Here is a 23,280-nt window from a genome sequence, read left to right as displayed (position 1 = left end):
TCCATGTCGGGCCGCGGCGACAATTCGAAACCAAGGCCGGCGGGGACAGTCGACGTCGAACCGTTCCGCCGCGCGCTGACCGGCTGCATCCGCTCGATCGCCGGCGATGCGGAGATCGAGGTGGTTTTCGCCAATGAGCGCCCCGGCCTGACCGGCGAGCGCATGCGGCTGCCCGAAATCTCCAAGCGACCGACCCGCAAGGAGCTTTCGGTAACGCGCGGGCTCGGCGATAGCATGGCGTTGCGCAAGGCCTGCCACAACGCGCGCATCCATGCGACCATGTCGCCGCAAGGGGCGGATGCGCGGGCGATCTTCGATGCCGTTGAACAGGCGCGCGTCGAAGCCATCGGCTCGCTTCGGATGAGCGGCGTGGCGGACAACCTCGCCTCCATGCTCGACGAGAAATATGCCCGAGCCAACTTCGGCAATATCGACCGGCAGGCCGATGCCCCGCTCGAGGAAGCCGTGGCGCTGATCGTGCGGGAGAAGCTGACCGGGCAGAAGCCTCCGGCCTCGGCCGGCAAGGTGCTTGATCTCTGGCGGGATTTCATCGAGGAAAAGGCAGCCGGCGACATGGCCAACCTGTCGGCCACCGTCAACGACCAGCAGGCTTTTGCCCGCGTTGTACGTGACATGCTGAGCTCGATGGACGTTGCCGAGAAATATGGCGACGATGACGTCGAGCCGGACGACCAGGACAGCCAGACCGACGAGGACCAGCCGCGCAGCCAGGAGCAGGACGAAAACAGTTCCGACGAGGATGCCGGATCCGATGCCGCGCCTGCCGATGAAAACGAATCTGCCGACGAGCAGATGGACGAAGGCGAGATGGACGGCGCCGAAATCTCCGAAGACGAGATGTCGGACGATGGTGAGGACGACAGCGAAACGCCGGGCGAAGTCAAGCGGCCGGCCCATCCCTTTGACGATTTCAACGAGAAGATCGATTACGCTGTCTTCACTGAGGAATTCGACGAGATCATCTCCTCCGAAGAGCTCTGCGACGAGGCTGAACTCGACCGGCTGCGGGCCTTCCTCGACAAGCAGCTGGCCCATCTTCAGGGCGCCGTCGGGCGTCTCGCCAACCGGCTGCAGCGCCGCCTGATGGCGCAGCAGAACCGTTCCTGGGAGTTCGACCTGGAAGAGGGCTATCTCGATTCGGCGCGCCTGACTCGGATGATCATCGATCCGATGCAGCCGCTTTCCTTCAAGCGCGAAAAGGACACCAATTTCCGCGATACCGTGGTGACGCTGCTGATCGACAATTCCGGCTCCATGCGAGGCCGGCCGATCACGGTTGCGGCCACCTGCGCCGATATCCTTGCCCGCACGCTGGAGCGCTGCGGCGTCAAGGTCGAGATTCTCGGCTTCACCACCAAGGCCTGGAAGGGCGGGCAGTCGCGCGAAAAGTGGCTCGCCAGCGGCAAGCCCCAGACGCCCGGGCGCCTCAACGACCTGCGCCACATCATCTACAAGTCCGCAGATGCGCCATGGCGGCGCGCCCGCCGCAATCTCGGCCTGATGATGCGCGAAGGCCTGTTGAAAGAGAACATCGACGGCGAGGCGCTGATCTGGGCGCACAACCGGCTGCTCGGCCGCCCCGAGCAGCGCCGCATCCTGATGATGATTTCGGACGGCGCGCCGGTCGACGATTCGACCTTGTCGGTCAATCCGGGCAACTATCTCGAACGGCATCTGCGTGCCGTGATCGAGCAGATCGAGACGCGTTCGCCGGTCGAACTGCTGGCGATCGGCATCGGCCACGATGTCACGCGCTACTATCGCCGTGCCGTGACCATCGTCGATGCCGATGAACTGGCCGGCGCGATGACCGAGCAACTCGCTTCCCTGTTCGACGACGAAGGCTCGAGGCGGCGAGGCGGGGCGATGCGGCGCGCCGGCTGAGACCTTTCCTGATCGGGGCGGCAAGCAGCCCCGGTTTTGTTTGTGCATTGTCTATTTTCGTTTTCGAGGAGCGGCATTTCATGCTCCGCGCCGGCCCGCCGGAAGGAAATCCATTTGAGAGCGATACTGATTCGGGCGGCGGCAATGTCCCTCACACTCACCGTGATGCCGGCCGCCGCCGTCTCCCTCCCGGCGCAGGAAACCGTCCCGGTGACGAGCCGGCAGATCGAGAATTTCAAGATCGGTTCGGACCAGAGACTGTTCGGAAAGCTGGAATTCATCGGTGGCATCGAGATGTCGTCGAGCAACGCCTTGCTGGGCGCGATCTCCTCGATCCGCTTCCGGCCGGACCGGAAGTCGTTCCTCGCCGTCATGGATACCGGCCACTGGGTCGAGGGCGCAATCGTCCGTGACGGGCAGGGCCGGCTCGCAGGCGTGAGTGATCTAGCCGTGACATCGATGATCGATCCCAAAGGCCGATCCGAGCAGGTCAAGGGTGAGATGGACAGCGAGGGATTGGCGCTGCGCGACGGCGAGGCGCTTGTCGGTATCGAGCAGATGAATCTCGTCGAGGTCTATCCCGACCCCGGATTTGCGCAGTCGCGCCCACTCGCGACGCTTCCCACGTTCATTCCGCCGAAATCGTTGCGCAGCAATCGCGGGCTTGAAACCATTGCCGTTTCGCCAAAGGAAAGCCCGCTTGCCGCTGGCGCCGTGGTCGTCTCGGAGCTGAGCCTGGACAAGGCGGGGCACATCTATGCCGCCGTTCTCGACGGCCCGCGCAAGGGCGTCTTCGGCGTCGTTCAGAAAAAACCCTTCGCCATTACAGATGGTGCCTTCCTGCCGAATGGCGATCTTCTGCTTCTGGAGCGCCGGTTCAGCTTTGCAGAAGGCCTCGGCATGGAGATACGGCGCATCAAGGGCGACGACATCAAGCCGGGTGCCGCGGTCGATGGCGAGGTCCTGTTGCAGGCGGACATGGGCTACCAGATCGACAACATGGAAGGCCTGGACGTTATCGTCGAACCCGGTGGGGACATCCACGTTATCATCGTTTCCGACGACAACCACTCGATCCTTGAGCGTAACCTGATGCTGGAATTCCGGCTGGTCGACTAAATCGGGCGCGTGAAAAAAACCCGCGTCACGGCGTGGTTGCGTTAGGTATTTCAGGCTCGCGCGCTTGCCTTCAAGGCGGGCATTGGCTTGATGATGCTCATCAGGGCGCCATAGGGCAGAAGCATGGTAAGGCCGACGAGGATCTTCACACCGAGATCGCCGAGCGCCCAGGAAATCCAGCGCGGCGCTTCGGCGGCCATGACGCCCAGAATCGGTGCGTTTTCGAGGGCGAACGGATCGTTCGGGCCGAAGAACACGAAGAACGAGGCGAAGGCGAAGGAAAAGAAGATCGCCGTATCGAGGAACGAGCCGAACAGCGAGCCGATCAGCGGAGCGCGCCACCAGCTCTGCGCCCGAAGCCTGTTGAACACCGAGATATCGAGGAACTGGCCGAGCAGGAAGGCCGAGCCGGAGGCGATGGCGATGCGCGGCGTGGCGATCAGCACCGACAGGAGGATGGCAACGGCAAAGCCGGCGATCACCACCTTGCGGGCGGTCCGCGGTCCGAACTGGCGATTGGTGAGGTCGGTGACCAGGAAGGCGATCGGATAGCTGAAGGCGCCCCAGGTCAGGAGGTCCCCCAACTGCATGCCGGCGATCGATCCCGGCAGCGGGTATTGAACGAGAAAGTTGGACGCCACGACCACGGCGGTCATCAGTGCGACATAGACGAGGAATGTGCGGTTCGTCAGCATTTTTTTATCCTGGGGTATGCCACCAGTTGGAGGAATATGGATGTGCCACGCTCCAAGCCTGGCAAAATCAACGAGTTTTATCGAAACGTCAAACGAGAAAAAGGCTCGCCGGTTGCCCTGGCAAGCCTCTCAAATCGCATGCGCAACCTGCTGATTAAGCAGCGACCGCTTCGGCCGTCTTCTTGACGATCTGGCGGCGCAGCAGGCGAGCGCGCATCGACAGTTCGGTTTCGTCAGCCTTGAGCAGGAACGCGTCGAGGCCGCCACGGTGTTCGACCGAACGCAGGGCTGCAGCCGAAACGCGCAGACGGTAACGCTGGCCAAGCGCGTCGGAGATCAACGTGACACTGCACAGGTTCGGGAGGAACTTGCGCTTGGTCTTGTTGTTTGCGTGGCTCACATTGTTGCCCGACTGGACGCCCTTGCCGGTCAATTCGCAACTACGGGACATGATGCACCTATTTTTCTTTTCGGCTTCGGTCCATGCGTTAGCGGGCCTAAGCGCCCAGGCCGCATTCCGTTGGCCATGATTGGAAAGTTGCGGTTCTATAGTCAGACAGAGCCGCGCCGTCAAGCCAAACCTTCGTTTTCCGGGAAAACTCTTGAAATCCGCGCCGATTTTACAAGGCCGGGAGAGCTTGGATTGTGTTTGGTCGCGTTCATATACATCAATGACCGGCGCAATTCCACTTTGCTGCGTCGTGGGTTAAAACTTGCGGCAAATGCAGGTCTTGCGGCGCAGAAATGCCGCAAACCCGCCGTATCTGCGACGGTTGCTAAACGGAAATGGAAGGGCTTGCGCGATGAACTGGCGCATCGGTATCTCGGCGCTTCTGGCTTTTGCCACGACGATGTTTTCCACAGGCCTGGCCCAAGCCGTCGAGGTGAAGCACAGCACGGATTACAGCATTTCGCTGGCCGGCCTGCCGATCGCCAGGGCGTCGTTTTATACCGAATTCAACGCCGACCGCTACACGATCTCGGGCACGATGAATTCCGCTGGTCTCGCCGACATCTTCGCCCAGACCTCGGGTCAGACCTCCGTGTCCGGCACCGTCGGCCGGGATCGGCTGAGTGCTTCGGAATATCGGGTCCGCTACCAGACGGGTAAGAAACGAAGGGCGATCGCCGTCCAGTTTCGCGATGGCAACGTGCTGTCGGCCTCGATGAAGCCGGCGCGCCGGATTCCGAAAAACTGGGTACCGGTCACCAAGGCCGACATGCGCAACGTCGTCGACCCGCTGTCCGGCCTTATCTTTCCCGCGGACACGCGCGTCTGCCCGAAAAGCGTGCCGATCTTCGACGGCGAATCGCGGATGGACCTGAAACTCTCGGCAAAAGGCACCAAACCGTTCAAGACTGATGGCTTCGACGGCGACGTCATCGTCTGTGGCATCAAGTTCGTGCCGAAATCCGGCTACCGCAAGGGGCGTCTCGACGTCGACTACCTGCGCAAGCTGGAAACGATGGAAATCTGGTTTGCCAAGGCCGAGGCGGCGAATGTATATGCTCCGGTCTATGTCCGGATCCCGACGCGACTCGGTCCGGTCACCGTTTGGGCCACCAAATTCGGGGGCTGACAATTCTGAAGGCTGGGGCACGCGCATGAAGGTCAAGGCAACGCTGATCGGCTTTTCGGCGATCCTGATGTGGTCGCTGCTGGCTTTGTTCACCGCCGCCTCAGGCACCATGCCGCCGTTCCAGCTGTCGGCGATCTGCTTTTCCATCGGCAGCCTCCCGGGTATCGTCGTGCTGGCGCTGAAGCCGGAGCGGCTTGCACTGCTGAAGCAGCCGGCAAAGGTCTGGGTTGTCGGCATCGCCGGGCTGTTCGGCTACCACTTCCTCTATTTTACGGCGCTCAGAAACGCGCCTGCCGTCGAGGCCGGGCTCATCGCCTATCTCTGGCCGCTGTTCATCGTCGTCGGCTCGGCGCTGCTGCCGGGTGAGCGGCTGCGCTGGTATCATATTGCCGGCGCGCTTTGCGGCCTTGCGGGGACGATCCTGATCGTCGCGCGCAACGGCGTCGAGTTCGACGATGCCTACACGCTCGGCTATTGCGCAGCGCTCGCCTGTGCCTTCACCTGGTCTGGCTACTCGCTGCTGACGCGACGGTTCGATGCCGTCTCGACGGATGTCGTCACCGGCTTCTGCCTGGCAACCGCGGCACTGTCGTTCCTTTGCCATCTCGGCCTGGAGGCAACTGTCTGGCCGGAGACGGCAACGCAATGGCTCGCGGTCGCCGGCCTTGGGCTCCTGCCGGTCGGTGCGGCCTTCTACGCCTGGGATTATGGCGTCAAGAACGGCAATATCCAGATTCTCGGCGTTGCCAGCTACGCAGCGCCTGTGCTCTCGACGCTCGTGCTCGTCCTGTTCGGCTTTGCCGAGCCGTCCTGGCGCATTGCGCTCGCCTGCCTGTTCGTGACCGGCGGGGCGGTTCTGGCCGCGAAGGACGTCATTTTTCGTGATCGGGCCGAAGCGGCGCAGGCCGCCGAATAGAGGTCACGCCGCAGGCGGCCGCCAATCCGGCGGCGCCATTTCGAAGGCGGAAAAATCGAAACCCGGAGATACGGTGCAGCCAACCAGCGTCCATGCGCCGAGCGAGGTCGCGGACTGCCACCAGTCGGCGGGCACGATCGCCTGTGGCCGCTCATCCAGTAGAATATTCGCACCGAGCGTGACGCTCGTCGCCGGCTTGCCGTCTTCGGCGATGCTGAGCGCCAGCGGCGCGCCCGCATAGAAGTGCCAGACTTCCGTCGCATCGCGAACGCGGTGCCAGTGCGAACGCTCGCCGCGCTCCAGCAGGTAATAGATGGCGGTGGAATGCCCCCGCGCACCGCCCGCCACATCCTTGAAGGTCTGGATGTACCAGCCCCCCTCGGGATGGCGCTGCATCTTCAGCGTCTCGATGATCGCCTGGGCCGAGAGGGGCAACTGTACATCCATCAGAAATTATCCTTGCGCTTGCGGATTTCGGCGAAGACCTCGGCGTCGGACGCGCTTTCCATGCCCAGATGCGTGCGTATCGCGGCATCATGCGGCCGCAGGAAAGGGTTGGTCCGCTTCTCCAGCCCAAGCGTTGTCGGCGCCGTGGGTTCGTCCTTTGCACGCAGGGCGTCGATCTCGGCTGCGCGCTCTTTCAAGGCGTCGTTTTGCGGATCGACGGTGAGCGCGAAACGGGCGTTCGATTGCGTGTATTCGTGGCCGAAATAGATCGTCGTGTCGTCCGGCAGCGCCATCAGCTTCTGCAGCGACGCCCACATCTGTGCCGGCGTGCCCTCGAACAGTCGACCGCAGCCGAGCGCAAACAGGGTGTCGGCGGAAAACAGCAGCTTGTCGTCGGGAAAATGAAAGCAGATATGCCCGGCGGTATGCCCGGGCGTCTCAAAGACATCGACCCTGTGGCCGGCAAAATCGAAATGGCCGCCGTCGCCGATCGTCTGGTCGATGCCGGGGATTTTGCCTGCCTCGTTCTCCGGCCCGATGATCGTTGCGTCAAAGGCCTCCTTCAAGGCCAGGTTTGCCGAGACATGGTCCGGGTGATGATGGGTCGTCAGAATATGGGTCAAGGTCCAGCCGCGCCGTTTCAGCGCGCCAAGGATTGGTTGTTCTTCCGGCGCATCGATGGAGGCGGTTGCGCCGCTTTCCGGGTCGTGGACCAGCACGCCGAAATTGTCGGTGCGGCACAGAAACAGGTCGAGTTCGAGATTGGCCATGGCAATGGCTCCTGGCAGAGACGGGGCGTTACCGCAAATGTAGTGACGGCCGCCTTGAAGTCCACCCGTTCCCGACTAACATGGTGCTCATGCACGCAGATATTGTCGATCTTCGCCAGTTCTATCATTCCCGCCTCGGCCGCTTTGCCGAGCAGTCGATCAGCATGGCGCTGTCGTCCGTCTGGGCGCGGCTGCCGGAGGAGCGGCTGGTCGGGCTCGGCTATGCCGTTCCCTATCTCGACCGTTTTCGCGCCGACACGGAGCGGACCTTCGCCTTCATGCCGGCGGGGCAGGGAGCGGTGAACTGGCCGGTCGCGGAACTCTCCGCGACAGCGTTGGTCTTCGACGAGGAACTGCCTTTGCCAGATTCGTCGGTCGACCGGGTGCTGATGGTGCATTCGCTGGAATTTGCCGAAAACCCGCGCGAAACAATGAAGGAGCTCTGGCGCGTCCTTGCACCCGGCGGTCGCCTCGTCATTGTCGTGCCGAACCGCCGCGGCGTCTGGGCCCGCATGGAGCATACGCCCTTCGGCTCCGGCCGTCCCTATTCGCGCGGACAATTGACCGCACTTCTGCGCGAGACCAATTTCACGCCCGGTGCATCGGCCGATGCGCTGTTCTTCCCGCCCTCCAAGCTCAAGATGGTGCTCAAGCTGCGCAGCGCCTTTGAGCGGATCGGCCGGTCGCTGTGGCCGGTGTTTTCCGGCGTCATCATCGTCGAGGCCCAGAAGCGCCTCTACCAGGGCCTGCCGGTGGCCGCCCGCGCGTCGCGCCGCGTCTTCGTGCCGGTGCTGGCGCCGCATGGCGTTCCGACGACGCGCGAGACGGCATTGCGGCGGGCGCGGCCGATTGATTTGTAATATCGGCGCAGCTTGGTATTAGGCGTGCCACACTCGACAAAATCAGCATTCGCCGGTATTGGCTGGGCCTCGTCTTTTGTCCCCGGAAAGCTGACCCCATGAGCACTGAATTGCAAAGCCCCGCACCCCGCCCCGGTATCCTCGACATCGCCGCTTACGTGCCGGGCAAGGAGCATGCTCCTGGCGTCGCCAAGGTCTACAAGCTTTCCTCGAACGAAACCCCGTTGGGCGCGAGCCCCAAGGCGATCGAGGCCTTCCAGAAGGCAGCGGCGAGCCTTGAGCGCTATCCCGATGGCCAGGCGGTGGAACTGCGCGAGGCGATTGCCTCCGTGCATGGCCTCAACGCCGCAAACCTGATCTGCGGCAACGGTTCCGACGAACTGCTCGGCCTGCTCTGCCACGTCTACCTGGCACCGGGCGACGAGGGCATCATTACGGAACACGGCTTCCTCGTCTACAAGATCCAGATCATGGCTTCGGGCGCGACGCCGGTCGTGGTCAAGGAAAAGGATTGCCGCGTCGATGTCGATGCGATCCTGGCGGCCGTGACCGCGAAGACGAAGATGGTCTTCATCGCCAATCCGGGTAATCCGACCGGGACCTATGTGCCGGTCGAGGACATTCGCCGCCTTCAGGCCGGGCTGCCGAAAAACGTCATCCTCGTCCTGGACGCCGCCTATGCCGAATATGTCCGCCGCAACGACTACGAGGCCGGGCTCGAGCTCGTCTCGTCCAACCGCAATGTGGTGATGACCCGCACCTTCTCGAAGATCTACGGCCTTGCTGGGCTGCGGATCGGCTGGATGTATGCGCCGCTCGCAATCATCGACGCGCTGAACCGCGTGCGCGGCCCGTTCAACATGAACGCGCCGGCCATCGCTGCCGGTGCCGCTGCCGTTCGCGATCAGGCATTCATCGCCACCGCCGCCGATCACAACCTCGAATGGCTCGGCAAGGTCACCGGCGCGCTGAGCTCGATCGGCCTCAAGGTGACCCCGTCGGTCGCCAATTTTGTGCTGATCCATTTCCCGAACGTCGACGGCAAGCGGGCGCCCGAGGCCGACGAGTTCCTGACGAGCCGCGGCTTCATCCTGCGGGCCGTGCGCGCCTACGGCCTTCCCAATGCGCTGCGTATGACGATCGGCTCGGCGGAGGCCAACGAAGGCGTGGTCGCCGCGCTGACCGAGTTCATGGGCCGGGCGTGATGGCAAAGCAGTTTGACACCATCGCGCTGGTCGGCATCGGCCTCATCGGCTCGTCGATAGCCCGCGAGATCAAGGACAAGGGGCTCGCTCGTTCCGTCACCGTTTCCTCGCGCAGCGACGCGACGCTGAAACGTGCGCAGGAGCTTGGGCTCGGCGACCGCTACACGACATCCGCCGCCGAGGCTGTGAAGGATGCCGATCTTGTGGTCGTTTCCGTCCCGGTCGGCGCGTCCGGTGCCGTCGCGGCCGAGATCGCCGCGAACCTGAAGCCCGGCGCGATCGTTACCGATGTCGGTTCGACCAAGGGCTCGGTGATTGCCCAGATGGCGCCGCATATGCCGCCGGGCGTACACTTCATCCCGGGCCATCCGATCGCCGGCACGGAATATTCCGGTCCGGATGCCGGTTTCATCGGGCTGTTCAAGGGGCGCTGGTGCATCCTGACGCCGCTGCCGGAGACCGACGAGGCGGCGAAGGCAAAGCTCAGGACCTTCTGGGAAACGCTGGGCTCGATGGTCGATGATATGGACCCGGAGCACCACGACAAGGTTCTGGCAATCGTTTCGCACCTGCCGCACATCATCGCCTACAATATCGTCGGCACGGCCGACGATCTGGAAGCGGTGACCGAATCGGAAGTGATCAAATATTCCGCCTCCGGTTTCCGCGACTTCACCCGTCTTGCCGCTTCCGACCCGATCATGTGGCGGGACGTCTGCCTGCACAACAAGGACGCGATCCTTGAAATGCTGGCACGGTTCTCCGAGGATCTCGCTTATCTTCAGCGGGCGATCCGTTGGGGCGATGGCGACAAACTGTTCGACCTCTTCACCCGCACCCGCGCCATCCGCCGCTCGATCATCCAGGCCGGCCAGGATACCGAGATGGTCGATTTCGGGCGGCATGCGATGGATCAGAAGTAGGGGTTCGCACCCACCTTCCCCTCGAGGGGGAGGGTCGAAAGACAGGGGCCGCACGCTCGCGCTTCTTCCCAAAGGCAGCCTCACAGCTGCGGCAATTCTCCGATCGGGAAGAACGCCAGAAACGCGATGCCGTCGCGGACGTTGAGCTTCACGGTCGCCTCGTTCTTGCCGTCGGCAAGGGCCGTCAGCATGTTGGCGATGTTGTTGACCATGGCCGTGCCGTCCTCGTTCGAAAACACCTTGACGAGGTTCTGACGCCATCCTTCGATGTTCTTCATCGTGACGCTGAACTCACCCGAGATCAGCCCCTTGTCGTCGACGGTAAAGGGGCCGGATGCCGTGGTGACCATGCCGCCGCCCAGATCGAGCGTCAGGTTGCGCATCTCCCCCTTGCTGTTGCGAAGCGCTCCGGGCTTCAGCCCCCCGGCGTTCATCAGCGCGGCGCGATCGACAAATGTCATATCCGCGCTGGCATTGAGCATCGGCAGCAGGCTTGGCGCGCCATCCACCTTGGCGTCGAAGCCATCGACGCTGAGGGCCGCATCGAGATCCGGACCGTTCTGGCGGAAATGTGCCTCGCCATGTCCGGCAGCGAAGGCGAGTTTGTGCGTATCGCCGATCGCGGCATCCTCATGCGTGGCAGGCAGAATGACGGTGCCGGTCAGCTGGTCGTAGGTCATGGAGGTCCGGTCAAGGCCGGAAAGGGTGACGTGCATGCTGGCATGCAGCAGCGACCAGTCGGCCGACACCGTGAGGCCGGGAGACACCCGTATTTCCGCCGGACCATCGAGCTCGACCACCGCATGCCCGGGCCGGTAGACCTGGGCTGCCGAGCGCAGCGCGCCGAACGAGGCCGACGCGCCATGTGCCGCATCGTCGAGGCGGACGGTGTCGCAGAACAGGCCGATGCGGAAGGGAAAGCCGCGCACGCTCATGCCGCCGCATTCCGCTGATGACCCGATGCCCTTGTTCTCGCTGAGAAAAGCCGGCAGCTGCGTCTCGATCCGGTTTGCCGCAAAAAACCATGCGCCGGAATAGACCACGAGAAACAGGAGGATACCGATCGCCAGCCATCGGATCTTTCGGCTCCCGGCGCTGGGTTCGGCAATGTCTGCTGCTGTCATGGTCTGCTCCAAGGCTATCGCCCTCTGATGCTGGTGCACCCGGGGGCTGGCGGCTGGCGTCTTCCGGTTTGCGCCCAATCGTTCAGGAAACCGATTCCGATTGGCAATCTTATGCGCTAGGAAAGCACCAGAGTTGTCTGTCGGCCATCCCGGCGCCTTGAGGCTGCATTGGCATGGCGAGAATGAATGGCAGTGGATATGGACGATTTTTGGGTCTTTGGCTACGGTTCCCTGATGTGGAACCCCGGCTTTGCCTTCGAGAACAAGATGACGGCGCGGGCTTTCGGCTACCGGCGCGCGCTTTGCGTCCGCTCCTGGGTGCACCGCGGCACGCAGGAACGCCCCGGCCTGGTGCTTGGCCTCGACTATGGCGGCTCCTGCCACGGCATGGCCTTCAAGGTGGCTCAGAAGAACAAGACTGACGTCATCGACTATCTGCGCGAGCGCGAGCTGGTCACCCATGTCTACAAGGAACGCACGATGCCGGTTAAGCTTGCCGACGGGCGGCGCGTACCGGCGCTTACCTACGTCATCGACCGCAACCATGTGCAATATGCCGGCACGCTGAGCGCCGAGGAGGCGGCGGCGACCGTTGCCGTGTCGCATGGCAAATCAGGCGCCAACACGGAGTATTTGATGAACACGCTTGCCCATCTGCAGGACATGGGCATTCGCGATCACTGGCTCGAAGAAGTGGCAGCCAGCGTCAAACGAATGCAGGCTCAGGCCTGAGCCTGCAATTCCTTCAGCCGCTGGGCTGCCGTCGGCGGCAGCGGCAAATGCGGATTGTCCTTCACCGTCTCCACCAGCAGCTGGTCGCTGGCCGTTTCCATCACATCGACCAGTGTCTGCAGGAAGACATCGGGATCGAGACCGGCTTCGATCGGCGGCAGGATGCGCACCTTGAAATGGCCGGGGAAACGCAGGAACTTGCGGCGCGGCCAGAACAGGCCGGGATGCATGACGACCGGCACCACCGGCACGGCGAGATCGCGGTAGAGCCGGGCGATGCCGTATTTGTAGTGCGGCGGCGCCCCCGGCGGGCGGCGCGTGCCTTCGGGGTAGATGATCAACTGGCGGCCGGTCGCCATTTCGTCCTTGGTGCGCTGCATCACCGCCGCCATCACCCTGCCGCGGGCGCCGCGATCGACCGGCACCATCCGCTGCTTCTGGACGTACCAGCCGAACAGCGGGATCCAGACGAGCTCGCGCTTCAGGATGAAGAAGGGATCGGACAGCCAGGGCAGCAGCGCATAGACATCCCAGAAGGACTGATGCTTGGGGGCGAAGATATATCCCTCCTTCGGGATATTCTCGAGGCCTTCGATCTCGAATGTCGTGCCAACGATCGTCTTGAACAGCCAGTGATTGCTCAGCGCCCAGTTCTTCGGAACGAACCATGCCGTCTTGCGGGGCACGAGGAAGTAGATCGGCGTCATCACGATCATCTGGACAATCAGATTGACATAGAACGCGATGTTGAACAGGACCGAACGCAGGATGATCATCAGGCAGGCTTTCGCAGCAAAGGACTGATCGCTGCCTACACGAATATTCCGGGAAGGAAAACCGCTTCCCTTGCGGGTTTCTCGCCTTGCCGCTCAGTTTCCTGATGCGGTGGCGTCCTTGCCTTCGGTGCGAAGACCGCTTGCCGGATGGGCGCCCAGCGTATCGCGCACGGATGCGATGGTCAGTTTGACGTACTCGGAAAGGATCGTCTTCAGCACCATCGGATTGTGCAGCCAATTGGTGCTCTTCAGGTCGGAATTGACGACCGGATAGGCGATGAACTCGATTCCCGGATTGGCGCGACGCAGCTCCAGCAGGCTGCGCGGCATGTGATAGTTGTTGGTGACGACGAGAATGCTCCGGTAGCCGTTGCCGCGGATCCAGTTGGCGGTTTCGTTGGCATTGCCGATGGTGTCGATCGCGTCATGGCCGATATCGACGCAGCATTTGAAAAGGTCGGCGGAACTCTGCGTGTTGCGCCGGATCTGGCCGCCTGTCGTCGACGGATGGACGCCGGAGATGAGCAGCCGCTTGCCCGCTCCAGCTTTCAGAAGTTCGACCGCCTGGTCGATCCGCTGGAAGCCTCCCGTCAGGACGACGATGGCATCGGCTTTCGGCTGGGCCGGTGGCTGCAGGGAGGCGACGGAATCGGCGAAATAGAGGAAGCCTGCGGTGGCGCAACCGGCGACGAGCAGCAGGACATAGAAGGTCAGCCGTACCAGACGCCGGCGAAGGCTGACATGCCTGCGCACCCGCGCGCCTTTCCGCCGCAATCCGCCGCTCTCGCTCATTCCTGTCCCGGGCGCTTCGCCAGCCATGGTGATTCTCTCATACAGGCAGATTGCGGCAAGGAATGGATGCGTGGCAATGCCATCATGTCCGTCAGTTCTGATGGGTATCGATACGCGCCGGATCGGAGCGGATCTGGTCGATCTCGTAGATCGTCCGCATGACGGTGAACCGCGCGGTCAGCGTGGTCAAAAGCGCAATGACGATCATGATGGCCGCGATGCCGAGATAGCCGGTATAGCCGATCGTGAAGCTGCCGAAGAGGGCGGTTGCCTGGTCGCTTTGCGGCGTTGCGATCGATCGCGATTGCCAGAAACCGGCGATCGCGAAACAGGTCGCGGCCAGCAGGCCGCCGGCGCCGGCGCCCTTGAGGCTGATCTTCAGGAAGTGTTTCTGGAACTCCGAGGCAACGAAACCGGCCTCGGCGCCGACGAAATGCAGGACCTCGACGATGTGGCGATTGCCCGATAGCGTCCCGCGCGTGGCGAAGATGACGGTCAGCACCATCGCGGAAAACACCAGCATCAGCACGCCGGTGCCGATCAGCGCCGTCGTATGGGCCATCGCCACCAGCCGATCGACCCAGGTGCGGTGATCGTCGAGATAGGCTTGCGGGATGGTTTCCGTCAGCATCTTGCGCATCGCCGCAAAATCGGGCGGATTGTTCTCGTCGATGGTGATGATCACCAGACGCGGCACGGGAAGGTCGTCGAGATTGAGACCTTCGCCAAGCCAGGGTTCGAGCAACCGGGCCGTCGCCGCCTTGTCGACGATGTTGCCGTCGGTCGTGCCATCGAAGGTCATCGCCAGATCGCGGGCATCGGCGAGCGCCTTTTCCATGTCCAGCTTTTCATCCGGCTTGATCTGGATGGTGATCTCGCGGGAAATCTGGCTCTGCCAGCTCTGCGCCGTCGAGCGCACCATGCTGACGGCGCCGAGCGTCAGGCAGGCGAGGAACGCCATGATGGCGATCACCAGCATCAAGGCATTGCCCGACACATTGCCGGGCGGCACGATCGGCGCCGTCGGCCGCACGCGCAGCGCTGCCTTGCGCTCCTGCGGCGCGGCCGGCTGCGGGCGATCGGTGGCGCGCACGTCACTCATAGATGTCGAGCCGTCCCTGCGAGAGGATCATGCGCCGTGCCTCGACCTGATCCATCAGCGACAGATCGTGGGTGGCGATGACGACGGCGGTGCCGAGCCGGTTGAGTTCGAGAAAGAGGTTCAATAGCCGCCGCGCCATCGGCGGATCGACGTTGCCCGTGGGCTCGTCGGCGAGCAGGATTTCCGGCCGGTCGATCAGCGCGCGGGCGATCGCCGCGCGCTGCTTCTCGCCGCCCGAGAGCACCGGCGGCAGCACGTTGATGCGCTCGCCGAGCCCGACCCAGCCGAGAAGTTCGAGAACGTCGGCGCGGTAGGACGATTCGTCCTTGCCCCGCACGCGCAGGGGCAGCGCGACATTCTCGTAGGTGGTCAGGTGATCGAGCAGGCGGAAGTCCTGAAAGACGATGCCAACGCGGCGGCGCAGCATCGGGAACTCCTCGCGCGGAATGCTCGAGATGTTGCGGTCGAACATGCGGATCAGCCCGCGCGTCGGCTTCAACGAGAGGAACAGCAGTCGCAGCAGCGTCGTCTTGCCGGCGCCCGACGGACCGGTCAGGAACTGGAAGGATTTTTTGGGAATGTCGAAGGTCAGGTCGCGGAGGATTTCCGGACCCATTCCATAGCGCAATCCGACATTTTCAAAGTGAATCAACGGGTCAGTCCAGCTTCTCGTCAGGCTTCTTGCCACGCATTTCCGGCGGGTTGATGGCCTCCGCCACAGGAAACCGCGTCGCGCTCACTGCTAAGCTCCCAACATGGTTAAACAATGGTTAATTTTCGATGAAAGCGGCTGGTTCCAGGACGTCATTTTCGAAGCATTAACCATTTAGGTTTACGTCTCGGAAAGGTTTGTTTCAATGCCCGATTCTGCCCGCGCCCGTCCCGGCTTACTGGCGTGGACGGGATGGCTGCGAGAGGAGAGACCATGAACGCCTTTCGTTCCAACAGGGGCCATAGCGCCCGGATGGACCTTCTGCCTCCCGATCGTCCTCAGCGTTCCGCCCGGGCCACGAGTGCTCCCCGTGCCACCGATATCATCGACGCGGATTTCGAAACCGTCGCCGCGAACAGCCGCCGCAATGTCTACCCGGTTTTCAACGACAATCATTGCCGCGCTGCACCTCGGCAACAAGCGCGCGTCGCCGCCGAATCGCGTGCCACGTCGGCTCTCCTCTGGGCAGTGAACCATCTCGAGCGCCTTCTTCAGACCGCGTCGCCCAAGGCGTTTGCAGTGCTTGTGACCTGCCTGTGCGCCCCCGTCTTCCTGCTTTTTGCCGGTCTTTCCAATTACCAGCCGGCCGTTGCGCCAGCCTTGGCCATCAGCGGTGTCACCACGGCGCTCAGCGACGCCAACGGCATGAAGATTGTTTCGGTCTACGGCGCCGTCGAAAATCAATCCGATGCGCCGAAGGCGGTGCCGATGATCCAGGTTGATGTCATCGCCGGCGGACGGAAAAGCACGGCCAGCCGGATATTCCCCGGCGAGGCGGTGCTGGCTCCTGGCGAAAGCCGGCCCTTTTCGGCGCGCCTCCCACACGCAGGTGGAAAACTGCCGGACGTGACGGTTTCCTTTGGCGAAAAGGGTGATTCGGTGCCGTGATTGTGCTAAGCGGCTAACTTCCGGAGGCCTAGCACGCAGTCTCCATGACCATTTCTGGAGACTTCCATATGCCCGTCGTCCGTGGGAAAAACATCGAACCGCTCTACTCCGCCGAGACCATCGCGGCGCGCAATATCGAACTGGCCAGGCAGATCGGCGAAGGCCCGACAAACGATCTCCTCGTGATTGCGGTGCTGAAGGGATCCTTCATTTTCGCCGCCGACCTGATCCGCGCCATGCACGCGGTCGGTCTTGCGCCGGAAGTGGAGTTCATCACCTTGTCGAGCTATGGCACGGGAACGGTGTCGCAGGGCGTCAGGGTCATCAAGGATATCGACAGCGACGTACATGGCCGTGACGTGCTTCTGATCGACGACATTCTCGAATCGGGCCGCACCCTGCTTTTCGCCAAGGAACTGATGTACGAGCGCGGCGCAAAGTCGGTCTCGATCGCCGTTCTTCTCGACAAGACGGTGAAGCGTCAGACCGACCTCCATGCAGATTATGTCGGTTTCGAATGCCCGGACTATTTCGTCGTTGGTTACGGCATGGATGTCGCCTATGCGTTCCGCGAACTGCCTTTCGTCGGCATCGTCACCGGCGACGCGGAATAATCGTTCGGCTGTGGGCAGCCGCTGATCTGGTCATCCGCGTTTACGGAAAACAAAGAAAACTCTGGTGGTGTGAGCTCGCAGCGATGTGCTGCGGATGAGGGACGCGCGCCTCTACGGCCTCGGTCCCAGCGGAGTTGTTGCCGGAACGGAGGCCATGATGGCGAAAATCCTGATTACCGAAGATGAGGACGGCCTGCGCCGTTTCGTTGCCCGGGCGTTGCAACTGGATGGTCATGAAACCGTCGAGGCGGCCGATGGCGCCGAGGGGCTGGCTTGCCTGCGTGGCGAAGACTTCGATCTGCTCTTGTCCGACATCCGCATGCCCGTCATGGACGGAATCGAGCTTGCCCATCAGGCATCGGCGGCCTTTCCGAGCCTGAAAATCCTCCTGATGACCGGTTACGCCGAACAGCGCGAAAGGGCCGACAATCTGACCGGCAAGGTCATGGATGTCGTCTCCAAGCCCTTCACTTTGCCGGATATCCGCAAGGCCGTGGCCGTCGCTCTTGCGGCATAAGCCTGCTCTCCACGCGCGCGACTGCCATGGCCCATCGATGCTCGGCCTCCGACGCGCTTCGCTTCCATCCGCGGACTTGGGGATCAGTTCACGCCTGACCCGGTCGTCACGCGCCAGTTCGGCCGGCCAAGCCCGAATGGCCATCCGATGACGTCGCGATCGTTGAAATAGATCACTTCCTTCAGATCCGGAAACTGGTCATTCCTGGCGGTCGCCGCTTGGATCCACGGTTGCATGTAGTTGGCGTCCCCCTCATATCCCAGCTCCGCCACCCAGATCGGCTTCCTGAACGGCGCCACCCGCTCGTAGCCCGGCTTCAGCGCCTCCGTGAAGGTCCTGGGAGCACCATATTCACGCATGTCATAGTCCTGTAGGCCAAAGACCGAGAGACCGATGACGTCGACATAGTCATCGCCGGGATAGTATTTCTCCAGGTCCTCCTGCCCTTTCGGGGACCACATGATCTGGACCGTCGGCCTGTCCTTGCGGAATTGATCGGCAACCTTCCTGTAGGCCTTGATATAGTCCCGCGGGGGCCAGTCAGCCCACGAGAAGCGGCCGGATTTGTCTTCCATTTCCTGACCCCAGCGGATGATCACGGGGCTTTTCAAGGTCTTCACGACATCGGAAATCGCCTTGATGTTGGCGTCATAGCTTCCGGCCAGCACCCTCCGGCGCAAGTCATCGGCACTAAGCCGCCGGTCTTCGTTCCAGGACCACGGTTCGATGGTGATCAGGAGCTTGCGTTTGCGCTGCAGAGCGTATTCGTCGGCGACACTGAGCGTTGCAAGATCGACGTCTTCCCACGGCAAAAACAGGGCTTCGGTTTCCAGACCGCTCTGCGTGCTGAAATCGCCATAGGGGTCGTAGGCGCCGAATTTCGTGGCGTTTGGATGCAGGATTGGCCGCTTGTCGACGACGACCGCTTCGACACCCGTGTCCCCTGCATAGGCCGGCGACGGGGCCGCGCCGGTGGTGATGAGCGTGACGGGCATCAGCAAAAGCGCGCCTCCCGCCACGGTTCTTACAAGTCTGTGTGTCATGTCAGCCTCCCTGGCTGGCCGAGACGCCCGCCCTGAGCCTGCTCGTCTTCTGTAAGACAGCATCCCCTTTTGCGCTCGGTGTGTTTATTCTCAGCAGCATATTCGCCGTGTCGGCCTGGGCGGCCAGCAAAAGCGTTCCGATCAGCATTCCGCCCGCGGAAAGGGCTGTAACGGCTACTTTGGTGACTTTGATCATGGTCAGGCTCCCTGTTGTTGTTGTTGTTGTTGTGTTGCACTGCTGACGAAATTCTTTGAAGAAATTACTGATCCCGAACCTCGGTGCCGCACGGGATATTCATGAAATGCCATGCCATTTGATCTTGAAACGCGTAATCTTGACCTGAGACCCCCCTTGGCCGGCCCCTGCGACGGCAAAGTGGGTTTCAGTAAAAGTGATGATGTTCTGCCCGTATGCGACGGCTTCGAGGCCGGGCACACCGCGCGCAAAAATGGCGTTGCCGGTGACGACGAGGCAGGTCGCCAGCGTTGCGACCGTGGCCAGGCCTCTCGTCGATGTCGAGAACAGCGGAAGGCCGTTTTCTTGGGCGTGGCCGACGATGATGACGGCGAGAACGGCGGCATAGACGATCGAATTCATGATCGCGAAGAAATAATAGCCTTGGGCCGAACCCGGATCGGACACAAGCAGCGCGGTTGCCGCGGAGGAAAGCGACATCGCGATATAAGGAGCGAGCACCCGCAATGGCGGGAGGGTGGCGGTCTTGCCGTCCTTCGGCGTGATCCGGAAATCGACGAAGGACCCCGTGATCTGGTCACGGATGGCAAGGAGAGAGCCGGCCAGTGACCATGGCCAGCGCGCAAGCAGAAACACTGCCGATTCCCAACCGAAAATCCTGGCGTCGTAGGGCCTGAATGTTCCGGTGGAGCGCCAATAGAAAGCCAGCCCGATCAGCACCATCGACAAGGGCAGGATATGCACCAGGAAATCCGGATAGGCGACATTGACGAAGTTGCGGCCCGTCGCGAGCGCCAGGATCGGCAGCAGGAACATGGCCGCCATGAAGAGTGAAAACAGCGGATACCACAACTGCGAGAACAGGAACTGGAACTGCAGCTTGCCCGAGAGGCTCGGTACATAGTCCCTGGAATAGCGAAGCAGGATCGTGACAAGGCTGCGCGACCACTGGAACTCCTGGACGGCGAGATCGGCAAAGGTGCGGGGACCTTCGCCGTGCGCAATCGCGTCGATGGCGTGAACGCCCTTCCATCGGCCTGCGTTCATCAGAAGGGTGGTCGAATGATCCTCCGCCAGTTCGGGACCGAGACCGCCGATCTGTCTGAGTGCCGCCGTTCGCACCGCGTAGTGCGAACCGATGCAAAGCGGTGCCCAGCCGTTGTTGTAGCCGATCTGCAGGCAGCCGTGCATGCTGGCTTCCGCCTGAAGCCGGCCGCGCGCGGTCCAGCTTTCCGCGGCATTGGAATCGCAGATGCTTGGAGCCGACACGTAGCCCACGCCCGGGTCGGCGAACGGCCGCATGATCTCGCGCAGGTATGTGACGTCCGGCACGTGGTCCGCATCGAACTGGCAGACGAAATCGTACCGGGCATATCCGTAGTGATCGTAGAAATAGGCAAGATTGCCTTCCTTGCAGCGCGTGCGCCGCGGCCATGTCTTGCGATGATAGGCCTCCACACCATGTCGGGTCGAGATGAAGATGCCGTGGCGCTCGCACCATGTGATCGTCTCGCGATCGGGCGCCTCGTCCGCCAGCCAGACGTCGTAATCATAGCCGATCTGGTCAAGCATCGCATTGAGCGTCTTGCGGACGACCGCGAACGGTTCCGACGGCGCCTTGGTGACGACCATTGCGATGCGCCCCGGGACGCATTGCCCTTCAACAGGCTGCGCCCGCCTGCTGCCGCCGAACAGATAGATGAAGTAGGCCGGTAGCAGGGTTATCCAGGCCATGATCAGCGTCAGCGCCAGAAAAGGCATTATGTCGATGAAATGCTCGGGCCGGAACCACCATCGCCAGAACCAGGCGAGGGCTGCCAGCCAGGCCAGAACACCCGCGGCATAGGCGATGCGCCGCTCTCGCGTAAAAACGGGGACCAGTCCCTCGGGCAGTCTGTGCTTCACGGTGCGCCGTCGCGCACCTGCTGTCCTCACCTGCGACCGGTCACGCGACGACATTATGTTTGATCTCCAGCCCGAAGGTCGGGGCGGCGGTGCGGATGATCGTTTCGATGTCCGAGAAGCGGGGGGTAAAGTTCAGCTCGGATGCCGCGACGCTGAGATCCGGGTAAAGCGCGGGCGGGTCGCCGCCGCGCCTTGCCTCGCGACGCACGGGGACGCGACGATGCGTCAGCCGTTCGATCGTATCGATGATCTGTTGCACGGAGGTGCCCCGGCCGGAACCCAGGTTCACCATCATGTTCTTGCCGCCGGCGATCAGATGCTGGACTGCCGAAACATGGGCCTGGGCGAGATCCGTCACGTGGACATAGTCGCGAATGCACGTACCGTCGGGCGTATCATAGTCGCTACCGAAGACGGTCAGTTCGGGGATTCGCCCTGCCGCCGCCATCAGGGCACGGGGGATGAGATGGGTTTCCGGATCGTGTCGCTCGCGAAGCTCACCGTCGATATCGGCGCCGGCGGCATTGAAATAGCGCAGCGCCACGTAGTGGATCTTATAGGCCGAAGCATAGTCCTTCAGCATCATTTCACCGATCAGCTTGGTGCGGCCGTAAGGGTTTATCGGGGCCTGCGGGCTACGCTCGGCAATCGGCAGTTTCGCCGGGATGCCATAGGTGGCGCAGCTGCTCGAAAAGACGATATTGCGCAGCTGGATGTCCACGCAGGTATCAAGCAGAGAGAGGATGCCGGCGACATTGTTGCTGTAGTATTTGCGCGGATCGGTGATGGATTCGCCGACATAGGCCGATGCGGCGAAATGAATGACGCAGACCGGCTGCCAGAGCCTTATCGCATGTTTCAACTGGTCCCGGTCGCGCACGTCACCGCGGACCAGCGGCCCCCATTTTACGTTCTCCTTGGATCCCGTTGCGAGATTGTCATAGGTAACGGGGGTAAAGCCCGACTGATGCAAAAGTTTACAAGTATGGCTGCCAATATATCCAGCGCCCCCGGTGACGAGAACAGTATTCACCTCGTCACCTCTCAGTTATTTGCGGCCGCATGCCGCAGAACCTGGTCGAAATGGTCGATCGTCGCGAGAAGACCATTGTCGATATCGATGTTCGGACGCCAGCCAAGTTGCGCGGCTGCACGGCCGATATCCGGGCGGCGCTGTTTGGGATCGTCAACGGCAGCAAGCATGTGGACGATCGGAGATTTCGAATTGGCCAGTCGGACGATGCGGTGGGCCAGGTCGATCACCGTCAACTCGGCAGGGTTGCCGAGATTGATGGGGCCGGTGATGTCGGGCGACGAGTGGAAGAGTTTCATGAACCCTCCGACCAGATCGTCGACATGGCAGAACGAACGGGTCTGCAATCCGGATCCGTAGATGGTTATGGGTGCATTGCGCAGCGCCTGGACGATGAAATTCGAAACGACACGCCCGTCATCGGGGCGCATGCGCGGTCCGTACGTATTGAAAATCCGTGCGACCTTGATCTTCAGGCCATAGAGGCGGTGAAAGTCGAAAAACTGGGTCTCGGCGCAGCGCTTTCCTTCGTCGTAGCAGGCGCGAGGCCCGGTCGTGTTGACATTGCCGAGATAGTCTTCGCGCTGTGGTGATACCAACGGATCACCATACACCTCGGATGTCGATGCCTGGATAATGGTCGCATCGCGGCGACGGGCAAGCTCCAGCAGGTTTCGGGCGCCGACAATATTGGTGAAGAGCGTACCGATAGGATCGGCCTGATAGGCGGGCGGCGATGCCGGGCTTGCAAAATTGAAGATGGCATCGACCTTGACGTTGAGCGGTGACCGGATGTCATGCCGCCTGAACGTGAACTGCGGCAGGTCGAGCAGGTGCTTGATGTTTTCGATGCGCCCTGTCGAGAGGTCGTCGGCGCAGATGACGTCGTAGTCTGCCGCGAGCAGTGATTCACAGAGATGCGAGCCCAAAAAACCCGCGCCACCGGCGACAAGTACTTTCTTGAGTTTTTTTCTCCTGTTACTGGGGAATTGTAGAATATTTTCAGTACTACCCATTTTGGGCTTGTTTGTTCGCGCCATGACTCAGCTCCCGCCTAGACTACAAAAAACCAGATGTCGTACGCAGATCTCCCCCAGAATTCTGTGGGCGGATAGACACCGGTCCCCCAAAATTTGAGAGTGCAGAAACGCCGAATCACGGATTACTCGGGGGTGAGCACGAGATTTGGACGGGTTCCGCCGCTTATGCGGATGAAAAAGTCAGATCGAAGGGCGCGATCCGATGAAGTAAAAATTGGTTACCTATACATTAATTCAATTATGCACGCGATTTTGAAATAAGTCAAAGTCGAATCGGAATTTTCTTAAGGTGCGGAAAATGCAGGTGTTTTTGATATATTGACCGGTCGGAGGGGTTCGGTCCTCTCCGAATCTGTACTTGTCTTTGCGTACTAATACTTATCCTG

Annotated in this window: 25 protein-coding genes; 11 read left to right on the top strand and 14 right to left on the bottom strand. The window is 61.8% G+C overall.

The window, feature by feature from the left end:
• The first annotated feature begins 3 nt into the window (after window positions 1-3).
• Both cobT and A3AY_RS0121715 read left to right on the top strand, forming a co-directional pair.
• Complete coding sequence (gene cobT / locus A3AY_RS0121720) at window positions 4-1,905, top strand: cobaltochelatase subunit CobT (RefSeq protein ID WP_018327788.1); 1,902 nt, start codon at window positions 4-6, stop codon at window positions 1,903-1,905.
• Between the two features lie 144 nt (window positions 1,906-2,049).
• The gene (locus A3AY_RS0121715; RefSeq protein WP_018327787.1) at window positions 2,050-3,024 is read left to right on the top strand and encodes an esterase-like activity of phytase family protein; all 975 of its coding nucleotides are present in this window, start codon (window positions 2,050-2,052) and stop codon (window positions 3,022-3,024) included.
• A 50-nt stretch (window positions 3,025-3,074) separates the two neighbouring features.
• On the opposite strand, the gene A3AY_RS0121710 is transcribed toward A3AY_RS0121715, so the two are convergent.
• Together A3AY_RS0121710 and rpmB are read right to left on the bottom strand one after the other, a co-directional pair.
• On the bottom strand, window positions 3,075-3,719 hold the full coding sequence (locus tag A3AY_RS0121710) for a queuosine precursor transporter (protein WP_018327786.1): 645 nt from the start codon (window positions 3,717-3,719) through the stop codon (window positions 3,075-3,077).
• 154 nt (window positions 3,720-3,873) lie between these two features.
• Complete coding sequence (gene rpmB / locus A3AY_RS0121705) at window positions 3,874-4,170, bottom strand: 50S ribosomal protein L28 (RefSeq protein ID WP_026203698.1); 297 nt, start codon at window positions 4,168-4,170, stop codon at window positions 3,874-3,876.
• A gap of 352 nt (window positions 4,171-4,522) precedes the next feature.
• Between rpmB and A3AY_RS0121700 the strand changes: the two genes are divergently transcribed.
• Both A3AY_RS0121700 and yddG read left to right on the top strand, forming a co-directional pair.
• Window positions 4,523-5,299: a DUF3108 domain-containing protein gene (locus A3AY_RS0121700; protein ID WP_018327784.1), complete on the top strand. Its 777-nt coding sequence runs from the start codon at window positions 4,523-4,525 to the stop codon at window positions 5,297-5,299.
• Window positions 5,300-5,324: 25 nt separating this feature from the next.
• Window positions 5,325-6,215, top strand: coding sequence for an aromatic amino acid exporter YddG (gene yddG / locus A3AY_RS0121695; protein WP_018327783.1), 891 nt, complete (start codon window positions 5,325-5,327; stop codon window positions 6,213-6,215).
• Between the two features lie 3 nt (window positions 6,216-6,218).
• Here yddG and A3AY_RS0121690 read toward each other — a convergent pair whose 3' ends face one another.
• Both A3AY_RS0121690 and gloB read right to left on the bottom strand, forming a co-directional pair.
• Window positions 6,219-6,662 carry a cupin domain-containing protein gene (locus A3AY_RS0121690; protein ID WP_018327782.1) on the bottom strand — a complete coding sequence of 148 codons (444 nt, stop codon included), beginning with the start codon at window positions 6,660-6,662 and terminating at the stop codon, window positions 6,219-6,221.
• Window positions 6,662-7,432 carry a hydroxyacylglutathione hydrolase gene (gloB, locus tag A3AY_RS0121685; protein WP_018327781.1) on the bottom strand — a complete coding sequence of 257 codons (771 nt, stop codon included), beginning with the start codon at window positions 7,430-7,432 and terminating at the stop codon, window positions 6,662-6,664. The genes A3AY_RS0121690 and gloB overlap by 1 nt, the downstream gene beginning before the upstream one ends.
• Before the next feature lie 89 nt (window positions 7,433-7,521).
• Between gloB and A3AY_RS0121680 the strand changes: the two genes are divergently transcribed.
• From A3AY_RS0121680 to A3AY_RS0121670, 3 genes are all read left to right on the top strand, one after another.
• The gene (locus tag A3AY_RS0121680; protein ID WP_040669122.1) at window positions 7,522-8,292 is read left to right on the top strand and encodes a class I SAM-dependent methyltransferase; all 771 of its coding nucleotides are present in this window, start codon (window positions 7,522-7,524) and stop codon (window positions 8,290-8,292) included.
• A gap of 98 nt (window positions 8,293-8,390) precedes the next feature.
• Window positions 8,391-9,497, top strand: coding sequence for a histidinol-phosphate transaminase (gene hisC / locus A3AY_RS0121675; protein ID WP_018327779.1), 1,107 nt, complete (start codon window positions 8,391-8,393; stop codon window positions 9,495-9,497).
• Window positions 9,494-10,420, top strand: coding sequence for a prephenate/arogenate dehydrogenase family protein (locus A3AY_RS0121670; RefSeq protein ID WP_026203696.1), 927 nt, complete (start codon window positions 9,494-9,496; stop codon window positions 10,418-10,420). Before hisC ends, A3AY_RS0121670 begins: the two co-directional genes overlap by 4 nt.
• Window positions 10,421-10,500: 80 nt before the next feature.
• Here the strand turns inward: A3AY_RS0121670 and A3AY_RS0121665 are convergent, their stop codons facing one another.
• Window positions 10,501-11,544 (bottom strand): DUF2125 domain-containing protein, encoded by a 1,044-nt coding sequence (locus A3AY_RS0121665; RefSeq protein ID WP_018327777.1) that lies wholly within the window; start codon window positions 11,542-11,544, stop codon window positions 10,501-10,503.
• A gap of 186 nt (window positions 11,545-11,730) precedes the next feature.
• On the opposite strand from A3AY_RS0121665, the gene A3AY_RS0121660 reads away from it, so the two are divergent.
• Window positions 11,731-12,276, top strand: coding sequence for a gamma-glutamylcyclotransferase (locus A3AY_RS0121660; RefSeq protein WP_018327776.1), 546 nt, complete (start codon window positions 11,731-11,733; stop codon window positions 12,274-12,276).
• Here A3AY_RS0121660 and A3AY_RS0121655 read toward each other — a convergent pair.
• The 4 genes from A3AY_RS0121655 to ftsE form a co-directional block, all read right to left on the bottom strand.
• The gene (locus tag A3AY_RS0121655; protein ID WP_018327775.1) at window positions 12,267-13,052 is read right to left on the bottom strand and encodes a lysophospholipid acyltransferase family protein; all 786 of its coding nucleotides are present in this window, start codon (window positions 13,050-13,052) and stop codon (window positions 12,267-12,269) included. The two genes, A3AY_RS0121660 and A3AY_RS0121655, sit on opposite strands and share 10 nt — an antisense overlap.
• Window positions 13,053-13,145: 93 nt before the next feature.
• Window positions 13,146-13,844 (bottom strand): YdcF family protein, encoded by a 699-nt coding sequence (locus tag A3AY_RS0121650; RefSeq protein WP_018327774.1) that lies wholly within the window; start codon window positions 13,842-13,844, stop codon window positions 13,146-13,148.
• A gap of 91 nt (window positions 13,845-13,935) precedes the next feature.
• The gene (locus A3AY_RS0121645; RefSeq protein ID WP_018327773.1) at window positions 13,936-14,946 is read right to left on the bottom strand and encodes a cell division protein FtsX; all 1,011 of its coding nucleotides are present in this window, start codon (window positions 14,944-14,946) and stop codon (window positions 13,936-13,938) included.
• Window positions 14,939-15,598 (bottom strand): cell division ATP-binding protein FtsE, encoded by a 660-nt coding sequence (ftsE, locus tag A3AY_RS0121640; RefSeq protein WP_083926014.1) that lies wholly within the window; start codon window positions 15,596-15,598, stop codon window positions 14,939-14,941. The genes A3AY_RS0121645 and ftsE overlap by 8 nt, the downstream gene beginning before the upstream one ends.
• 273 nt (window positions 15,599-15,871) lie before the next feature.
• Here ftsE and A3AY_RS0121630 point away from each other — a divergent pair, with 273 nt between their 5' ends.
• The 3 genes from A3AY_RS0121630 to A3AY_RS0121620 all read left to right on the top strand — a co-directional run bounded on the left by A3AY_RS0121630 (window position 15,872) and on the right by A3AY_RS0121620 (window position 17,677).
• Window positions 15,872-16,546, top strand: coding sequence for a hypothetical protein (locus tag A3AY_RS0121630; RefSeq protein ID WP_018327771.1), 675 nt, complete (start codon window positions 15,872-15,874; stop codon window positions 16,544-16,546).
• Between the two features lie 68 nt (window positions 16,547-16,614).
• Window positions 16,615-17,160 (top strand): hypoxanthine phosphoribosyltransferase, encoded by a 546-nt coding sequence (gene hpt / locus A3AY_RS0121625; RefSeq protein WP_018327770.1) that lies wholly within the window; start codon window positions 16,615-16,617, stop codon window positions 17,158-17,160.
• A gap of 157 nt (window positions 17,161-17,317) precedes the next feature.
• Entirely contained in the window at window positions 17,318-17,677 is a 360-nt protein-coding gene (locus A3AY_RS0121620; protein WP_026203695.1) for a response regulator, read from the top strand.
• Between the two features lie 83 nt (window positions 17,678-17,760).
• On the opposite strand, the gene A3AY_RS0121615 is transcribed toward A3AY_RS0121620, so the two are convergent.
• The 5 genes from A3AY_RS0121615 to A3AY_RS35825 form a co-directional block, all read right to left on the bottom strand.
• A complete protein-coding gene (locus tag A3AY_RS0121615; protein WP_234913067.1) occupies window positions 17,761-18,672 on the bottom strand; it encodes a glycoside hydrolase family 26 protein in 912 nt (303 codons plus the stop codon).
• Window positions 18,673-18,721: 49 nt separating this feature from the next.
• Window positions 18,722-18,916 carry a hypothetical protein gene (locus A3AY_RS0121610; RefSeq protein WP_018327767.1) on the bottom strand — a complete coding sequence of 65 codons (195 nt, stop codon included), beginning with the start codon at window positions 18,914-18,916 and terminating at the stop codon, window positions 18,722-18,724.
• Between the two features lie 99 nt (window positions 18,917-19,015).
• Entirely contained in the window at window positions 19,016-20,875 is a 1,860-nt protein-coding gene (locus tag A3AY_RS0121605) for a glycosyltransferase family 2 protein (RefSeq protein ID WP_018327766.1), read from the bottom strand.
• Window positions 20,862-21,854 carry a UDP-glucose 4-epimerase GalE gene (galE, locus tag A3AY_RS0121600; RefSeq protein ID WP_040669101.1) on the bottom strand — a complete coding sequence of 331 codons (993 nt, stop codon included), beginning with the start codon at window positions 21,852-21,854 and terminating at the stop codon, window positions 20,862-20,864. Before galE ends, A3AY_RS0121605 begins: the two co-directional genes overlap by 14 nt.
• An 11-nt stretch (window positions 21,855-21,865) precedes the next feature.
• On the bottom strand, window positions 21,866-22,870 hold the full coding sequence (locus A3AY_RS35825) for a UDP-glucuronic acid decarboxylase family protein (RefSeq protein WP_051108392.1): 1,005 nt from the start codon (window positions 22,868-22,870) through the stop codon (window positions 21,866-21,868).
• Window positions 22,871-23,280: the final 410 nt, after the last annotated feature.

The sequence above is a fragment of the Rhizobium giardinii bv. giardinii H152 genome (genome assembly GCF_000379605.1).
GTDB classification, from domain to species: domain Bacteria; phylum Pseudomonadota; class Alphaproteobacteria; order Rhizobiales; family Rhizobiaceae; genus Pararhizobium; species Pararhizobium giardinii.
The sequence above is the reverse complement of the archived record's forward strand: the minus strand, read 5'-3'. Positions and strand labels throughout refer to the sequence as shown.

Bases quoted from the DNA above. Each gene is read 5' to 3' on its own strand.
- A3AY_RS0121650 (WP_018327774.1), bottom strand. From the start codon at position 13,844: ATGAGCGAGAGCGGCGGATTGCGGCGGAAAGGCGCGCGGGTGCGCAGG.
- cobT (WP_018327788.1), top strand. From the start codon at position 4: ATGTCGGGCCGCGGCGACAATTCGAAACCAAGGCCGGCGGGGACAGTC.
- hpt (WP_018327770.1), top strand. From the start codon at position 16,615: ATGCCCGTCGTCCGTGGGAAAAACATCGAACCGCTCTACTCCGCCGAG.
- A3AY_RS0121615 (WP_234913067.1), bottom strand. From the start codon at position 18,672: ATGCCCGTCACGCTCATCACCACCGGCGCGGCCCCGTCGCCGGCCTAT.
- A3AY_RS0121630 (WP_018327771.1), top strand. From the start codon at position 15,872: ATGAACGCCTTTCGTTCCAACAGGGGCCATAGCGCCCGGATGGACCTT.
- hisC (WP_018327779.1), top strand. From the start codon at position 8,391: ATGAGCACTGAATTGCAAAGCCCCGCACCCCGCCCCGGTATCCTCGAC.
- A3AY_RS0121680 (WP_040669122.1), top strand. From the start codon at position 7,522: ATGCACGCAGATATTGTCGATCTTCGCCAGTTCTATCATTCCCGCCTC.
- A3AY_RS35825 (WP_051108392.1), bottom strand. From the start codon at position 22,870: ATGGGTAGTACTGAAAATATTCTACAATTCCCCAGTAACAGGAGAAAA.
- A3AY_RS0121605 (WP_018327766.1), bottom strand. From the start codon at position 20,875: ATGTCGTCGCGTGACCGGTCGCAGGTGAGGACAGCAGGTGCGCGACGG.
- A3AY_RS0121660 (WP_018327776.1), top strand. From the start codon at position 11,731: ATGGCAGTGGATATGGACGATTTTTGGGTCTTTGGCTACGGTTCCCTG.
- rpmB (WP_026203698.1), bottom strand. From the start codon at position 4,170: ATGTCCCGTAGTTGCGAATTGACCGGCAAGGGCGTCCAGTCGGGCAAC.
- gloB (WP_018327781.1), bottom strand. From the start codon at position 7,432: ATGGCCAATCTCGAACTCGACCTGTTTCTGTGCCGCACCGACAATTTC.
- A3AY_RS0121610 (WP_018327767.1), bottom strand. From the start codon at position 18,916: ATGATCAAAGTCACCAAAGTAGCCGTTACAGCCCTTTCCGCGGGCGGA.
- A3AY_RS0121715 (WP_018327787.1), top strand. From the start codon at position 2,050: ATGTCCCTCACACTCACCGTGATGCCGGCCGCCGCCGTCTCCCTCCCG.
- A3AY_RS0121645 (WP_018327773.1), bottom strand. From the start codon at position 14,946: ATGAGTGACGTGCGCGCCACCGATCGCCCGCAGCCGGCCGCGCCGCAG.
- A3AY_RS0121690 (WP_018327782.1), bottom strand. From the start codon at position 6,662: ATGGATGTACAGTTGCCCCTCTCGGCCCAGGCGATCATCGAGACGCTG.
- A3AY_RS0121700 (WP_018327784.1), top strand. From the start codon at position 4,523: ATGAACTGGCGCATCGGTATCTCGGCGCTTCTGGCTTTTGCCACGACG.
- A3AY_RS0121655 (WP_018327775.1), bottom strand. From the start codon at position 13,052: ATGATCATCCTGCGTTCGGTCCTGTTCAACATCGCGTTCTATGTCAAT.
- yddG (WP_018327783.1), top strand. From the start codon at position 5,325: ATGAAGGTCAAGGCAACGCTGATCGGCTTTTCGGCGATCCTGATGTGG.
- A3AY_RS0121665 (WP_018327777.1), bottom strand. From the start codon at position 11,544: ATGACAGCAGCAGACATTGCCGAACCCAGCGCCGGGAGCCGAAAGATC.
- A3AY_RS0121620 (WP_026203695.1), top strand. From the start codon at position 17,318: ATGGCGAAAATCCTGATTACCGAAGATGAGGACGGCCTGCGCCGTTTC.
- A3AY_RS0121710 (WP_018327786.1), bottom strand. From the start codon at position 3,719: ATGCTGACGAACCGCACATTCCTCGTCTATGTCGCACTGATGACCGCC.